Here is a 14355-nt window from a genome sequence, read left to right as displayed (position 1 = left end):
GCCAGCCGCGGTATTGTGACCGGGGCGGCAAAATAGCCCAGCCGACCTTGCGGTTCGGCGAAGCCCGGGATTCTATTACATGCAGGACCAAAAATAGACTCTTTTTGGCATCGACCAAAACACGCGTATAATGCCTGGCCACGCAGTCTGTCCTGCAATAGCTCTCATCCTCATGCCGGAACGCAATTATGAAACAGTTTCTGGACTACATCCCGCTGATCGTCTTCTTCGCCGTCTGGTCACTGGATGAACGAATCATCAACGTTGCCGGGTATGACTATACGCTGGGCGGCATCTACAGCGCTGCCGAATTTCTGCTGGTGGCTTCGATTCTGGTATACGGCGGCATTTTCCTGAGCCAGCGGCGCCTGGACAAGTTTCAGCTCATCACCCTTGTGGTTGTGGTGCTGGCCTGCCTGCCAACCATTTATTTTCGCAATACAGACTTTCTGAAGTGGAAAGCGCCAATCGCCAACTGGGTATTTGCCCTGGCATTTATCGGCTCCCGGTTTGTCAGCGAAAAACCCGCTATTGAGCACATGCTCGGACACGCAGTAGAAGCGCCGCGGGAAGTGTGGAATACCCTGAATACCGTATGGATCGTGTTTTTTACCGTCCTGGGCGCTACCAACCTCATCGTCGCCTTCACTCTGTCGGAAGCCATGTGGATCAACTTCAAGGTATGGGGCAACCTGGTAATCACCTTCCTGTTTGTTTTTGCCCAGATGCCCTACCTGTCACGCTACATCGAAGTCGCAGAACAGGAGGGTTCGGATTCAGGCTCCGGCTCCTCCTGAAGGTCCGGTTAACCTGACGGGCTGAATCCACTCAAAGACTGTTCCCAGCAGCCACAGCAAGGAAAACCCCCATGCTCTATGCCATTATCAGCGAAGACGTGAAAGACAGCCTGGAAAAACGTCAGGGTGCTCGAGAAGCCCACCTGAAGCGCCTCAAACAGATGGTGGCTCAGAATCGTATTCTGGTGGCTGGCCCGCACCCGGCCATTGACAGCGAAGATCCGGGCGAAGCGGGATTTTCCGGCAGCCTGATCATTGCGGAATTTGACAGCCTGGAACAGGCCAAGGCCTGGGCCAATGATGATCCCTACGTGGCGGCAGGTGTGTACCGCAAGGTTACCGTCAAGCCTTTTAGAAAAGTGCTGCCCTGAAGCCGGCGTGATTACTGGCTGAGCAAGGGTGAAGGCTTTAAATCGGGGAAGTTTTCATTCAGCACGGTGTTCCACTCTTCAATTCTCGCACGCCGCCTTTCCAGCACCGGTGCGGGATCACCGACGATTGTAATGCTGTTAATGACGTCTCCGCGCCGGATCTCATAAACTGTCTCTAACCCGGATGTAACCCGCCCAAACACCGAATGCAGCCCATCCAGGTGCGGCGTTGCCACGTGGGTAATAAAAAACTGGCTGCCGTCAGTTCCCGGCCCGGAGTTAGCCATGGACAGTACGCCCGGACGACTGTGATGCAGAATCGTCTCGCCGCTGAACCGATAACCAGGCCCGCCCGTGCCGGTACCCAACGGGTCACCCCCCTGAATCATGAAATTACGCTCCACGCGGTGAAAGGTCAGACCGTCATAAAAGCCCCGCATGGCCAGATTGACAAAATTGGCGACTGTCGTGGGCGCAGCACGCTGGTTCAACTCAATCTCCAGGGTACCTTTTTCAGTCTCGATTACCGCGACCAGTTGCTGGGCGGCCGCGTTAGTGGATAAAGCGAGGACCAGAGGGAGGCTGAATAGCAAAGATTTAATAAATGAATTCATAATGTTATCGCGTAGTCCAGAATAACAGGTGCATGGTCTGAGAAGTTTTCCTCAGTGTAAATTTCAGCGGCAGTGACCTTATCGCGAAGGCCGGGGGTAATAACCTGATAATCCAGCCGCCATCCCACGTTGTTAGCTCTCGCATTCCCGCGATTGGACCACCAACTGTACTGATCCGGCTCCTGATTGATCAGTCTGAACGCGTCGATATAGCCAACTTTGTCATACAGCTCGTCCAGCCATTGCCGTTCCTCGGGCAAAAATCCTGAATTTTTCTGGTTTGCCCGCCAGTTTTTCAGATCTATCTCCTTATGACAGATATTCCAATCAGCGCCGATGATGTATTCCCGTCCGTCGTGACGGAGCTTATTCATGAACTTCATGTACCTGTTCATAAAGTCCACTTTCCGGGCCTGTCGTTCCGGGCCAGCGGACCCGGAAGGGAGATACAGTGACGCAACAGAAAGACTGCCGAAATCGGCCTGGATATAGCGGCCTTCCGTATCAGCCATTTCCCAACCCAGCCCTGTAGTCACCTTGTCAGGTTCGCGGCGGCAGAAAATCGCCGTGCCGGCATACCCCTTTTTCACCGCATCAAAATAGTAGCAGTGAAACCCCGCCGGGTAGAAGGGCTCGTCGTTCAGTTGATGCTCCTGAGCCTTGGTTTCCTGCAAACAGACCACGTCCACCTGGATAGTCGCGAGCCAGTCAAAGAACCCCTTGCGCGCGGCGGCTCGAATACCATTGCAATTGAAAGTCATTACCCGCACTGGCGCTTACTCCTATCCGGCTACGCGGACAAAAGCCGCAAGTTTAACCAGCTTGAGCAGCGCAGGCAAAATCAACCTGAGAGCTACCGATGTCGGACCAACCCCTTCGTGATCCACCGCACACTTTTGTTACTTTGAGTTACATATTGGCTGAATCTGTTACCTTTTCTCCCATCTCCGTGATAAACTGCCCGCGAAATTTCGGAGTGATCGAAGTTTGACTTGACCAACCAACCGATGAACAAAAGGAGTAGAGAAAGGTGAGTAGAGTGCTGGGTAAAGCATGGCCAACCATCCAGGCCGTGGCGGTAAGCGCAGCTGTCGTTGTCAGTGCAGTGGCGATCCCTGCCCTGATCATGTACGTTGCCGTCTAGGCAACTGACTGTCGGAAGAAATGCCCATCGGGCGTAAACCTTCGCCGACTACTTTAGACCCGGGCCAGCCTGTCCGCTAAGTTGAAACCCGCTGTAAGACCTGTCGGCTGCCCCGCAGTGCCGACCACTGCTCAGCAGTCCCGAAACAGCCGACAGTTTCGTGAACGTATTCGTAAATCGATTGAGTGATTGATCCGGGCCAGCGGATCGATCTAATCAGGCGCCTTGAGTTTATCAACAAAATTACAAGGCTTATGCGCACTGTCCAACTGCGCCGATATTATCTTGTCCCAGGCAGTCTGACATGCGCCTGGCGAACCGGGCACACAAAATACAATCGTCCCGTTGGCCAGGCCCGCAAAGGCGCGCGACTGAATCGTGGACGTGCCTATTTCCTCGAAAGAAAGTTGTCGAAAAAGTTCACCAAAGCCGTCAATCACTACATCCAGCAGCGGCTCTATAGCCTGCTGGGTATTGTCCCGTTCGGTAAACCCTGTGCCGCCGGTCATCAGGATCACCTGAGTTCGAGGATCAGCAATCCCGACAGAAACAGCGGCTCGCAACTGGTAAACATCGTCTGGGATGATGACCTTTCCCAATAGACGATGCCTGGCTGCCTGTAGTCTTTCCACCAGTACAGCACCAGACCTGTCAGTCTCCTCGGTACGGGTATCCGACACGGTAATCACGCGCATGTTCAGGGGACTGCTGGTCATTGTCGAACTCGGCTCTACGGTTTGGGTCGGTTATCCACCGGTCATATTCATCAAGCGGACTGGTTGAGCATAATCCTGGTCGTAGAAATAATGCCGTTCCGGCTTAATATCCATGGCCGCGACGATGGTCTGCTGGAGGTCTTCGAAACTCTTGTCGGGATCACGCAGAACAGCACGCAGATCCACTGAGTGTTCATTTCCGAGACACAGCAGTAAGCGCCCCTCAACGGTAACCCGGACACGGTTGCAGTCGGCGCAGAAGTTGTGGGTGATCGGGGAGATGAAGCCGATGCGGTTTTTTTCCCCTTCCACCTGCCAGTACTTGGACGGACCGGCGGTGCGGCTGGCGGTAGGCAGAAGTGTATAGCGCTGCTCAATCACATTTCTCACCCAGTCATTGCTGCACAGGGTTTCCTCTCTCGAATGATCCGACGGATTGCCCAGGGGCATCTCTTCGATAAAGGCGATGTCGACACCGCGATCGGTGGCAAAGTCCACCAGATCCAGCACCTCGTCCTCGTTGTAGCCTTTCATAATGACCGAATTCAGACGTATCCGTTCGAAACCGGCGGCAATCGCCGCATCGATGCCTGCAATAACACGGTCCAGCTTGCCTACCCGGGATATGCGCTGGAAACGATCGGCGCGCAGACTGTCGATACTGATATTGATGCGCTTGACCCCTGCCTTTTGCAGCGGCTCGGCATAGCGGTCGAGCTGGGCACCGTTGGTGGTAAGTAAAAGTTCCTGCAAACCGGGCAAGGCACCGATGTTATCCATCAGCGACATGATGTTGCTCCGCACCATCGGTTCACCACCGGTAATGCGAATCTTGCGGACCCCAAGCTCAACAAACGCTCGGGCGATCAGGTGCAGCTCTTCCAGCGACAGGACCTGCTTGCGGGGTAAAAACTGCATATTTTCTGTCATGCAATAGACACAGCGAAAATCACACCGGTCGGTCACTGACAGGCGAATATAGTCAATTCGTCTACCGAATTTATCTATCAGCTGATCAGGGGTTGAGGCCATTATCTTCGTCTTCCGCTCAAGTTGAGCCGAATGGTAGCAAATTTTCAGTCCGGGAACGCGTACAACCGGCTAAAATTACCTGCTTCCTGTCTCGCAGCCGTTACCGGGCACAACAACTCAGCGTACGATATCGCTGAGGCTGATGGTCAGGGCAATGGCATCGTTTGCCTCACTGACACTGAAACTGTCTGAGGCCACCCGGTAATCCCCGGGCTGCACGGTGGCAGAACCGGTTCTTGACACTGTTGCCGTCACGTAAACGCGCTGTGCCGAAGACAGATTGAAAGCTGGCGTCAGGGCCAGGTTATTGTCCAGCGTGACCGTCGCCGGCAGGTCATCCACAACCAGGTCTATGGCCGCCAGTGGCGGCGTCCCTTCCTGCTCGGCATTGCGCGCCGAGACAAACACACGCATCCCCGACGGCAGTTCAAGGCCTGGCTCAAGCGCCACGCTCACATCGATGCTGGGACCGGCCTGCGTCGCATCCGCTCCCTCCGCAGCTAACTGTTGCTGCGCCGCGGCGATCCTGCCGCGCAGCTGCTGTGCCTGAGCAGAATTCGGATTGGACTGAATCATCAACCGCCAGTAACCGATAGCCGCCTGCAGGTCTCCCTGCATCTCGGCATCTACCGACAGCAACTGCAATGAGGCGTTCTCAGAGGGGTTTATAGCCCTGGCCTCCCCCACTACTGACAGCACTTCCTCGGTCATCTCACCGCCCGCAACGAGATACTTGATCTGTGCCTGCAACCCTAATGTGGCCGCCTTATCCGGCCCGTCAGGCATCAGATCACTGGCTCGCTGGAAAGCGATATCCGCCTCGCCGAACATGCCCAGATTAGAAAAATTGCGCCCCAGGAAGTACCATGCCCATTGATTGGACTCATCCTGCTGAACCACCCGGCCAAGCTCGATGACCAGATCGCGGGATTCCTGCTGGTTATTGTCGCTGGCGATGGTGCGCTCGTAGAGATCCATAAGCTGGACGTCGTCCAGGTATCCCCACTGCTCATACATCAGGTAGGTGACTAACGGGATCAGAAGAACCATGATCAGAGGCAATGCCTTGGTAAGGTTATCGCTTTTCCCGCCGGGCTCGTGTGCACCCTGCTTCTGCTTGTGACCATGGAGTGACTTACCACTACCCGCTGCATTCGCCGTGTCAGAGAGCAGAGACTTCTTGAGTTCCAACACCAGTTCGTCGAATTGGGCAGGGTCCAGATTACCGTTCTCCAGTTCGAGCTTCAGTTCGTTCTGGCGCTCTTCGAAGATGGTCAGATTGGTCTGCGTGCGAAGCTGCTCGCTATCGGTAAGGGGCCGGTAGTGTTTCCACAGGGGTAACAGCACGAACAGGGCCGCAAGGGCCAGAAGGATGAGACTGATTATCCAGAACAAGAATTTTTCCTAGCGCAAGGTTGAAAGCCGAATCAGGATTTTCTATTGAGCAACTCGTTCAATTGTTGCTGTTCCTCGTCACTCAGGGTTTCAGTGACCGAGGATTTGGATTTCCTGATGATAGTAAAAACCACGACCCCGCCTACCAGCAGAAACACAAGCGGGCCGAACCAGAGCAGCACTGTCTCTGCCCGCAATCGGGGGCGATAAAAGATAAAATCTCCATAGCGCTCGAACATGAACTGTTCAATTTCAGCATCGGTCATGCCGTCCATGATCATGCGATGTATCTCCCGCCGCAGGTCCTCCGCGACACCACCGGTCGAACCGGTCAGATTGGTATTCTGGCACATCGGGCAGCGCAGCTCATTGGACAGGCGGCGAAACCTTAGCTGCTGCTCCTGAGTATCAAACTCAAAGGTATCGACCTGCGCCACGGCCGGTAACGCCCCTATTGTGGCGACCAGACTCAGTACCATTGCTAACAGTAATCTGGCCAATCAGGATTCCTCGCGCCGCAGCTCTTCTAATGCAGGAACAAAGATCTCTTCCCACGCCTGTTCATCAAGTACACTCACATGCCGGTAGCGAATTACACCATTTCGATCGATAAGAAAGGTTTCCGGTGCGCCATAGACGCCCAGGTCTATCCCCAGCCGGCCTTCCTCGTCCATGATGCTGAAGGCAAACGGGTCGCCATTGGTTTCCAGCCAGTCTACGGCCGCTCCCTGCCTGTCTTTGTAATTGATCCCCACGATAGGGATGACATCGTTCTCGGAAAGCCGCATGAAGGTCGGGTGTTCAGCCAGACAGGGCAGACAATAGCTGCCCCACACATTCAGCAGAAAAGGGCCCTCCGGGAGATCCTCTTTGCTTACCAGTGCATTGCTGTACACATTTTCCAGCTCGAACGCCGGCAGAGGTTTGTTAATTAACACCGAAGGTAACTCGCCGGTATTCAAATACAGTCCACGCCACAGCATGAACCCCAGAATTGCAAACCCTGCCACTGGAATGAAAAACTTTATACGCATGCTCAGTCCCTCACCTCACACTGCCTGGGGTCGCCCGGTCAGGTTTTGGTTTTCCTGTGCCACCTGACGCTGCTGATCCCTGGCCTGCAGTCTTCGATAACGACGGTCAAGCGCCGCAGTCACTCCGCCGATAATCATAAAAATTGCACCCATCCAGATCCAGCGTACAAATGGCTTGACGTACAGAGTCATGGACCACGCAGCCCCACCTTCACGCCCCTCCCCGAGAGTGACAAACAGATCACGGAACACACCTGCATCGATTGCCATCTCTGTAGAGGGTGAATTGCTCGCCACATAAATACGTTTTTCCGGGTGCAGTTCGCGCATGAACTCGCCCCGGTAACTGACCAGGATGGTTGCCTCGTCACCTACATAGTTGGGACCGGTGATGGGCCGGGTGCCATTGAACTGAAAATCATAGTCCCCAAGATCAATGGTCTGACCCGCAGACAGGAGAACACTTTTCTCCATACTGTAGTTTGCCGTCAGACTCACCCCGATGATCATTACTACGACACCGAAATGCGCCAGTTGCATGCCAAGGTAACTCGCCGGCAGTCCCAGCAATGCCTTGAACCGGTCCGGCTTGTTTTTCACTTTATTGACTGCGTCTTTGCCGATGGCGAACAAGAGCCAGAATGCAAGGCTCATGCCGATAGTCACCGACCAGGAAAAATCCAGCGTGATAACCAGCGGTACGACAACCCCGAGAATGACACTGGCGATGGCCACCAGGGTCAGTTGATTGCGCAGATAGGAAACCGAGGTGCTTTTCCAGCGGCTGATCGGGCCAATTCCCATGGCGACGACCAGGATTCCCATCAATGGCACGAAAATTGAGTTGAAATAAGGAGGGCCTATGGAAATCAGGTTATCAGTCACCGCCTGATAAACCATCGGGAACAGCGTTCCCAGCAGTACCGAGGCGCTGGCCACCACCAGCAGAATATTATTAGTCAGCAAAAACACTTCACGGGATACGGCGCCAAACCCCGATTCATTTTTAATTAACGGGGCGCGCAGTGCATAGAGCACCAGTGAGCCACCAATGGTGACGGCAATAAACGCCAGAATAAAGACTCCGCGGGTGGGGTCGCTGGCGAACGCGTGAACCGACGTGAGCAGCCCGGAGCGGGTGATGAAGGTGCCCAGCAGGCTACCGGCAAAAGCCAGGATTGCCAGCAGCACGGTCCAGCTTTTGAACACCCCGCGCTTTTCCGTCACGGCCAGGGAATGCATCAATGCAGTTCCAAGCAGCCAGGTAATCAGGGGTGGATTTTCTACCGGGTCCCAGGCCCACCAGCCGCCCCAGCCCAGTTCGTAATAGGCCCACCAGCTGCCAAGAGCCAGACCACCGGTCAGCCACACCCAGGCAATATTGGCCCAGGGCCGCGACCAGCGGGCCCAGGCCGCGTCAAGCCTGCCGCTCAGCAGCGCGGCGATAGCAAAGGCAAACACCACGGAGAATCCAACGTATCCCATATACAGGGTCGGCGGATGCACAATAAACGCAATATCCTGCAGCGCCGAGTTAAGATCGGCCCCATCCCGCGGCGCCAGAGGAACCACCCGATCAAACGGATTGGAAGTGGCAACCATAAACAGGATATAGCCCGCGCAGAGGAAACCCAGCACGCCTAACACCCGGGACACGAAGTCAATGGGCATGCTCTTGCTGAAAATCGCAACCATCAGCATCCAGAAGCTCATCATGAAGGTCCAGAACAGAAAAGACCCTTCATGTCCACCCCAGATAGCCGTGATCTTGTACTGCAGGGGCAGCAGAGTATTGGAATGATTGGCAACAAACTGGACAGAAAAGTCATCGGTCACGAATGCATAACCGAGCACTATCATACAGAGCGAAAGAAAGACAAAGACCCCGGCGGTGAGTGGCCGCGCGAAACTCATCCAGAGCACATTGCCGCGCGCCGCGCCGACAATGGGCAGGGTCGCCAGCACTACACTCAGACAAAATGCCAGTATCAGGGCGACCTGACCGAATTCAGGTACCATCAGGCGCTCCTTCAGCAGACTGCTGATAGTCAGGTTTTTCCACGTGAGCCGCATCGAGTGCCGCTTTCACTTCCGGTGACATGTAGTTCTCATCGTGCTTGGCGAGTACCCGGGAGGCCTGCAGAATGCCGGACTGATCCACCTGCCCTTCTACCACGATCCCCTGCCCCTCACGAAACAGGTCAGGCAGAATCCCTTCGTAATGAATAGAAACATCACTGGCATAGTCGGTCGCAATAAATCGGACTTCCAGTGAATCCGCCGCGTGTACAACGGAGCCTTCCTTCACCATGCCGCCGATGCGGATTTCCCGTCCCGCCGGTATTTCGCCAGCCGCGACTTCAGTCGGCGTAAAAAACATATTCAGATTCTGTCGCAACGCATACAAGGTCAGACCGATACCGACGCTCAGCCCTGCCGCAATAAACAGGATGATAGCCAGTCGCTTTTGTCTATGAGGCTTCACTGTATTTCTCCACGTGCATTTAACAGAGTGACCGGCAGGTTGACATTAATCAGTCATTCGCCGCTGGCTGTTGTCGTTCAGAAAGTACCGCCCGACGCTGTAACTCTTTCAGAATTTGCTTACGGCGCCGGAGCGGACCAAGCAGATTGACCAGCAGGAAAACAAAAAACAGCAGGTACACGCTCCACACATTGAAGGCATACCCCCCCATACTCAGGAACTCACCGAAACTGGAAAACTGTATGCGGTCAAACATGCGCTGGTCCTGTCCTTCCTGTATAGCCTGTATAGCCTGTATAGCCTGTATAGCCTGTATAGCCGTATAGCCGTATAGCCGTATAGCCGTATAGCCGTATAGCCGTATAGCCGTATAGCTGGTTCGCTGAATTGCTCGTTTGCCATTTTACACAGCTGTTACCGCCGTCTTTTTCTTCCGTCTTTTTCCACGTTGACAGCCTGCCGTTACCTGGCGCCCAGCATCAGGTCCTGGACCCACTGCGCCCGGCTTTCACGGCGCAGTATTTCATTCCGGGTCGCCATCATCACGTGTACCGCCATGAACAGGTACATGGCGACCACCATGATCAGGGTTGGTACCCAGAATTCCGGGCCGTTGACGCTGCCGCCATCCATGGACAGGGCACTGGCCGGCTGGTGGAGTGTATTCCACCACTCGACGGAGTATTTTATGACGACCACATTGACACAGCCAACAATGGATAGCACTGCACAGGCTTTGGCCGCAGTTTCCGAGTCATTCAACGCAGAACGCAGCGAGATAACGCTGATCAGGAGAAAAAATTGAAACAGCATGGACGTCAGGCGGCTGTCGCTCCACTCCCACCAGGTGCCCCACATGACGCTGCCCCAGATCGAACCGGATGCCAGCGTCAGGGCCGAAAACCAGGCACCCAGCGGCGCTACTGTCTTGGCCACCATGTCGGCCATCTTCATTTTCCATACCAGAGTGATGGTGCCGGCAACGGCCATGATGGGAAAAAACGCCAGTGATGTCCCGGCGACAGCTACGTGAACCACCAGAATTCGGGTGGTGTAGCTCTGCTGATAGTCTTGCGGAACAAACAGCAGCGCCCACAGCACGCCTGCCGTCAGGAAGAGGAACATCGCCGTTGTCAGCCAGGGCAGCCAACGCCCTGACAATTCATAAAACCACTTGGGAGAACCCCAGCGGTGAAACCATTGCCACATAGCAGTCTTTACGCCTAAAAGTAATGTTATGGGTCACTCCGCACTATACCACGGTGCCCCTGATCGCCTTCGTTACTTATTGTAACCGATTGCGCAGCTCCCGAAAGTCCACCAGTCCCGACTGCAACGCAATCCGGAGGCCGACTGTCCTAATTGATGCTTATTCGCAGGGCCGCGGACGAAGCCAGCGGGGCCAGCGTGACGGCCATCGCCAGCATTGCGCCCATGATGGCCAGATGCCCGCCAACGGGATTGCCGTCTACCGCCTGCCCTACGGCCAGCGTACCGGCAATCAATACCGGCACGCTCATGGGCAGAATTATCATAGCCAGTATCAGCCCCCGGCTACCCAGCGAGACTGTCAGGGCGACCCCGATGGAGCCCAGCAGGCTCAGGATTGGCGTGCCAAGTATCAGCGTAATGATCATGGCCGGATAGGCCTCGGTGGGCAATGCCAGCATATAACCGAGCAGTGGCGAGAGCAGCACCAGAGGAACACCGCTGACCAGCCAGTGACTGAGTATTTTTGCCAGCACCATGAAATACAGAGAATGCGGGCTCAGGATGAGCAACTCCAGCGAGCCGTCTTCGAAATCGGAGCGGTACAGATTGTCCAAGGACAGGAGCGATGCCAGTAACGCACAAACCCAGAGAACGCCGACCGCAATCTCCGCCAGTCCGTCCCGCTCCGGCGTGATTCCAATGGGAAACAATGAAACCACAATGAAAAAGAACATCAGTGGATTCAACAGGTCGTTGCGCCGCTTGAAAGCCACCAGCAGATCGCGCTTCAGAGTGACAGCAAAAGCGCTGACTCCACTGGCCAGAGGATGGTCCTGCTGTAGATGAGTCAACTTATCCATGCTGTCCGCCTACCGTCGATCCAGGTTGAGAACCTGAATGCCCGTTTTTACCGACAGGGCATGGTGGGTTGTCACCACCACCGAGCCGCCTTGTGACACATGCCCGGCCAGCAGTTCTTCCAATGCCGCCACCCCATAGACATCCAGTGTCGTGAAGGGCTCGTCCAGAATCCACAGGCGTGCCGGACTGATTAACAGCCGCGCCAGCGACACCCGCTGCTTCTGCCCCGCTGAAAGGTTGTGACAGGGGGACTGCTCGAACCCGCGCAAATCGAGCTTTTCCAGCGCCTGGTAAATCCGCTCATCACTGGTAGGTGCCTGGAGATTACAGGCCCAGCGCAGGTTCTCCAGCGGACTCAACACCATGTTTACCCCGACCCGATGCCCAAGATACAGTAAAGAACCATAAAAGCTGTCCCGCTGTTCAGCCACTGGTCGCCCGAACCAGTCGATTTCACCGCGGTAATTGTCATTGAGGCCGCACAAGATACGCAACAGGGTTGTTTTTCCGCTGCCATTGCTGCCTTTAACCTGAAGCACCTGCCCTGCCGGTAACTGGAAGCTCAGGGATTCAAACAGCAGACGATCGTCGCGTTCACAGTAAAGCTCACGCGCACTGAGCATTGGTAGGCTGTTGGAAGATGGATCAGGTGACATGTGACTGGCGGGTCCAATAGGCTGGCTTGGGCGCGGATTATAACCAAGTTAGCGCGGACCTGCTCTATCTGTAACCGGTAGCGCCTTGCGGAAAGTCTGTATTCAGAGCGGCTGCGCTGACGCGCCTCGCCTATCTCCAGTCAACCAGCCTGGACCGCAGGCGCAGAGCCGCCTGGCTATGGATCTGACTGACCCGGGATTCGCTGACACCGATTACTTCGCCAATCTCCTTCAGGTTGAGCTCTTCGTCGTAATACAGGGAAAGTACCAGCTTCTCCCGATCCGGCAGATTGTCAATTGCTGCCGCCAGGTGCTCACGAAATGTCAGGCGCTGCAAGCCGTCGCAGGGTCCGGGCAGTTCACCGGCCGCAGCTTCGATAGCCGAATCATCCCCCTCCATGATGTCATCAAAACTGAACAGACGACTGCCGGTGGCGTCTTGCAGGATCGTGTAATATTCGTTGAGCGTAATATCCAGCTCAGCCGCAATTTCCTTGTCTTTCGCATCTTTACCAGTGCGCGCTTCTACCGTCTTGATAGCTTCGGTCACCTTACGGGATTTACGGTGTACCGAACGTGGCGCCCAATCTCCCTTCCTGACCTCGTCCAACATCGAGCCCCGAATGCGGATCCCGGCGTAAGTCTCGAAACTGGCCCCCTTCGAGACATCGTACTTGCGGGCCGCTTCAATCAGGCCGATCATGCCTGACTGAATCAGGTCATCGACCTGGACGCTGGCCGGCATCCTCAGCAACAGGTGGTGGGCGATGCGCTTCACCAGTGGCGCATAGCGGTCCACGACTTCATTCAGATTCTGGTGGGAAGTATTACTAGCTTTCGGCGCCTCGACTTTTTTGTAGACAGATGTCTCTCTTGCGGCGGTCATCAGCAAAATTCCTGTTGTTATTGCGTTTCTGTCTGCGCAATTCCATGCCTGCCCGTTCAGGCGCGTTTCTGGATGCGCAATTCCCCGTGTATGTTTTCGCGGCCTGGCCATGGACCTTGGCAGGATTTCCTAAACTTGTCCGGCTTCGTGTCGACACAACAAGTAGCTTCAGGAAACAGAGGCTTTTTACCCGGCTCCAGGCTCTTGACTTCTGGCGCTCCTGGCCAGAAACATCCGGATCAGGAAAGCAGGCAGACCCGCAAAAAACACAATCCTGTACGTGGTATGCAATATCCGTTCCAGGCCTGAATTTTATTCGTGAAATTTCCTGAACGCCTTGTAAACAGGGGCTTCTGGAGTAGCTGCCAAAATTTGAGGGGTGCTTTCAACACCGACCAGCCGCCTGGGGAAGACGGTTTTATGGCGGTTTCAGGAGTGGGCGCCATTTTTACCACGCTGGAGTGACAAAACCCCGTCACTAACGTCAGATGAACGGCGCGCGTGGTTCAGGCGTTCGGATCAGGCCTTGGGGGGAGTGACGCCGGTCTGCCCCATGTACTTCCCACCACGTTGACGGTAAGTCGTCTCACACTGCTCGTCTGATTGAAAAAACAGCATCTGCGCAACGCCTTCATTGGCATATATTTTGGCCGGCAGAGGCGTGGTATTGGAGAACTCGAGGGTCACATGCCCCTCCCACTCGGGCTCCAGTGGGGTCACGTTGACGATTATTCCGCAACGGGCGTAGGTGGATTTGCCCAGGCAAACCGTAAGCACATCAGAAGGGATGCGGAAATATTCTACAGTCCGGGCCAGCGCAAATGAATTCGGGGGGATGACACAAACCTGCTCATCAATTGCGACGAAACTGGTCTCATCGAAATTTTTCGGGTCTACCACATTCGGCGTATGCACATTGGTGAAAATTTTGAATTCACTGGCACAGCGCACATCGTACCCATAGCTCGAGGTGCCGTAGGAAATAACCCGAGCACCGTCCGCTCCGCGCACCTGCTGCTCCGCGAAGGGTTCGATCATGCCCTTCTCACGAGCCATTTGCCGTATCCACCGGTCTGATTTAATTGTCATGGGTGCCAGTCCTTAATTCGAAAACGCGCATAATAAAGGCAATTGTGTTTCGCTGCACTAAGC

Annotated in this window: 17 protein-coding genes; 2 read left to right on the top strand and 15 right to left on the bottom strand. The window is 55.0% G+C overall.

Translation table 11 applies throughout. The annotated features are described in order from the left end of the window. The first annotated feature begins 188 nt into the window (after positions 1-188). Both R3F50_15330 and R3F50_15325 read left to right on the top strand, forming a co-directional pair. Positions 189-797 (top strand): inner membrane-spanning protein YciB, encoded by a 609-nt coding sequence (locus R3F50_15330; protein MEZ5491674.1) that lies wholly within the window; start codon positions 189-191, stop codon positions 795-797. Positions 798-868: 71 nt separating this feature from the next. Then, positions 869-1168, top strand: a complete 300-nt coding sequence (locus R3F50_15325; GenBank protein ID MEZ5491673.1) for a YciI family protein — start codon at positions 869-871, stop codon at positions 1166-1168. Between the two features lie 11 nt (positions 1169-1179). On the opposite strand, the gene R3F50_15320 is transcribed toward R3F50_15325, so the two are convergent. From R3F50_15320 to dcd, 15 genes are all read right to left on the bottom strand, one after another. After that, positions 1180-1782, bottom strand: a complete 603-nt coding sequence (locus R3F50_15320) for a peptidylprolyl isomerase (protein MEZ5491672.1) — start codon at positions 1780-1782, stop codon at positions 1180-1182. Further along, positions 1779-2552 carry an exodeoxyribonuclease III gene (locus R3F50_15315; protein MEZ5491671.1) on the bottom strand — a complete coding sequence of 258 codons (774 nt, stop codon included), beginning with the start codon at positions 2550-2552 and terminating at the stop codon, positions 1779-1781. The genes R3F50_15320 and R3F50_15315 overlap by 4 nt, the downstream gene beginning before the upstream one ends. 586 nt (positions 2553-3138) lie before the next feature. Beyond that, complete coding sequence (gene moaB / locus R3F50_15310; protein ID MEZ5491670.1) at positions 3139-3642, bottom strand: molybdenum cofactor biosynthesis protein B; 504 nt, start codon at positions 3640-3642, stop codon at positions 3139-3141. Positions 3643-3672: 30 nt separating this feature from the next. Beyond that, on the bottom strand, positions 3673-4674 hold the full coding sequence (gene moaA, locus R3F50_15305; GenBank protein MEZ5491669.1) for a GTP 3',8-cyclase MoaA: 1002 nt from the start codon (positions 4672-4674) through the stop codon (positions 3673-3675). 117 nt (positions 4675-4791) lie between these two features. Then, entirely contained in the window at positions 4792-6069 is a 1278-nt protein-coding gene (gene ccmI, locus R3F50_15300; GenBank protein ID MEZ5491668.1) for a c-type cytochrome biogenesis protein CcmI, read from the bottom strand. Between the two features lie 32 nt (positions 6070-6101). Continuing rightward, entirely contained in the window at positions 6102-6569 is a 468-nt protein-coding gene (locus R3F50_15295; GenBank protein ID MEZ5491667.1) for a cytochrome c-type biogenesis protein, read from the bottom strand. Then, positions 6570-7103, bottom strand: a complete 534-nt coding sequence (locus tag R3F50_15290) for a DsbE family thiol:disulfide interchange protein (GenBank protein MEZ5491666.1) — start codon at positions 7101-7103, stop codon at positions 6570-6572. A 15-nt stretch (positions 7104-7118) separates the two neighbouring features. After that, positions 7119-9122, bottom strand: a complete 2004-nt coding sequence (locus R3F50_15285; protein MEZ5491665.1) for a heme lyase CcmF/NrfE family subunit — start codon at positions 9120-9122, stop codon at positions 7119-7121. Then, positions 9112-9588, bottom strand: coding sequence for a cytochrome c maturation protein CcmE (ccmE, locus tag R3F50_15280; protein ID MEZ5491664.1), 477 nt, complete (start codon positions 9586-9588; stop codon positions 9112-9114). Before ccmE ends, R3F50_15285 begins: the two co-directional genes overlap by 11 nt. Positions 9589-9637: 49 nt before the next feature. Then, positions 9638-9844 carry a heme exporter protein CcmD gene (gene ccmD / locus R3F50_15275; protein MEZ5491663.1) on the bottom strand — a complete coding sequence of 69 codons (207 nt, stop codon included), beginning with the start codon at positions 9842-9844 and terminating at the stop codon, positions 9638-9640. Between the two features lie 206 nt (positions 9845-10050). Next, on the bottom strand, positions 10051-10797 hold the full coding sequence (ccmC, locus tag R3F50_15270; protein ID MEZ5491662.1) for a heme ABC transporter permease CcmC: 747 nt from the start codon (positions 10795-10797) through the stop codon (positions 10051-10053). 149 nt (positions 10798-10946) lie between these two features. Continuing rightward, positions 10947-11660, bottom strand: a complete 714-nt coding sequence (gene ccmB / locus R3F50_15265) for a heme exporter protein CcmB (protein ID MEZ5491661.1) — start codon at positions 11658-11660, stop codon at positions 10947-10949. Positions 11661-11669: 9 nt separating this feature from the next. Further along, positions 11670-12284, bottom strand: a complete 615-nt coding sequence (gene ccmA / locus R3F50_15260) for a cytochrome c biogenesis heme-transporting ATPase CcmA (GenBank protein ID MEZ5491660.1) — start codon at positions 12282-12284, stop codon at positions 11670-11672. Positions 12285-12447: 163 nt separating this feature from the next. Continuing rightward, positions 12448-13203 (bottom strand): RNA polymerase sigma factor FliA, encoded by a 756-nt coding sequence (locus R3F50_15255; protein ID MEZ5491659.1) that lies wholly within the window; start codon positions 13201-13203, stop codon positions 12448-12450. A gap of 519 nt (positions 13204-13722) precedes the next feature. Then, the gene (dcd, locus tag R3F50_15250) at positions 13723-14292 is read right to left on the bottom strand and encodes a dCTP deaminase (GenBank protein MEZ5491658.1); all 570 of its coding nucleotides are present in this window, start codon (positions 14290-14292) and stop codon (positions 13723-13725) included. Positions 14293-14355 lie beyond the last annotated feature (63 nt).

Source organism: Gammaproteobacteria bacterium, assembly GCA_041395725.1.
Taxonomy (GTDB): Bacteria; Pseudomonadota; Gammaproteobacteria; order Pseudomonadales; family Pseudohongiellaceae; genus NORP240.
Note: the sequence above shows the minus strand (reverse complement) of the source record. Positions and strands in the feature narration are given on the sequence as shown.

What these genes read in the sequence shown, in the direction of transcription:
- R3F50_15330 (MEZ5491674.1), top strand. Translation starts at nt 189, where the DNA reads ATGAAACAGTTTCTGGACTACATCCCGCTGATCGTCTTCTTCGCCGTC.
- R3F50_15325 (MEZ5491673.1), top strand. Translation starts at nt 869, where the DNA reads ATGCTCTATGCCATTATCAGCGAAGACGTGAAAGACAGCCTGGAAAAA.
- R3F50_15320 (MEZ5491672.1), bottom strand. Translation starts at nt 1,782, where the DNA reads ATGAATTCATTTATTAAATCTTTGCTATTCAGCCTCCCTCTGGTCCTC.
- moaB (MEZ5491670.1), bottom strand. Translation starts at nt 3,642, where the DNA reads ATGACCAGCAGTCCCCTGAACATGCGCGTGATTACCGTGTCGGATACC.
- moaA (MEZ5491669.1), bottom strand. Translation starts at nt 4,674, where the DNA reads ATGGCCTCAACCCCTGATCAGCTGATAGATAAATTCGGTAGACGAATT.
- R3F50_15290 (MEZ5491666.1), bottom strand. Translation starts at nt 7,103, where the DNA reads ATGCGTATAAAGTTTTTCATTCCAGTGGCAGGGTTTGCAATTCTGGGG.
- R3F50_15285 (MEZ5491665.1), bottom strand. Translation starts at nt 9,122, where the DNA reads ATGGTACCTGAATTCGGTCAGGTCGCCCTGATACTGGCATTTTGTCTG.
- ccmD (MEZ5491663.1), bottom strand. Translation starts at nt 9,844, where the DNA reads ATGTTTGACCGCATACAGTTTTCCAGTTTCGGTGAGTTCCTGAGTATG.
- ccmC (MEZ5491662.1), bottom strand. Translation starts at nt 10,797, where the DNA reads ATGTGGCAATGGTTTCACCGCTGGGGTTCTCCCAAGTGGTTTTATGAA.
- ccmB (MEZ5491661.1), bottom strand. Translation starts at nt 11,660, where the DNA reads ATGGATAAGTTGACTCATCTACAGCAGGACCATCCTCTGGCCAGTGGA.
- ccmA (MEZ5491660.1), bottom strand. Translation starts at nt 12,284, where the DNA reads ATGCTCAGTGCGCGTGAGCTTTACTGTGAACGCGACGATCGTCTGCTG.
- R3F50_15255 (MEZ5491659.1), bottom strand. Translation starts at nt 13,203, where the DNA reads ATGACCGCCGCAAGAGAGACATCTGTCTACAAAAAAGTCGAGGCGCCG.
- dcd (MEZ5491658.1), bottom strand. Translation starts at nt 14,292, where the DNA reads ATGACAATTAAATCAGACCGGTGGATACGGCAAATGGCTCGTGAGAAG.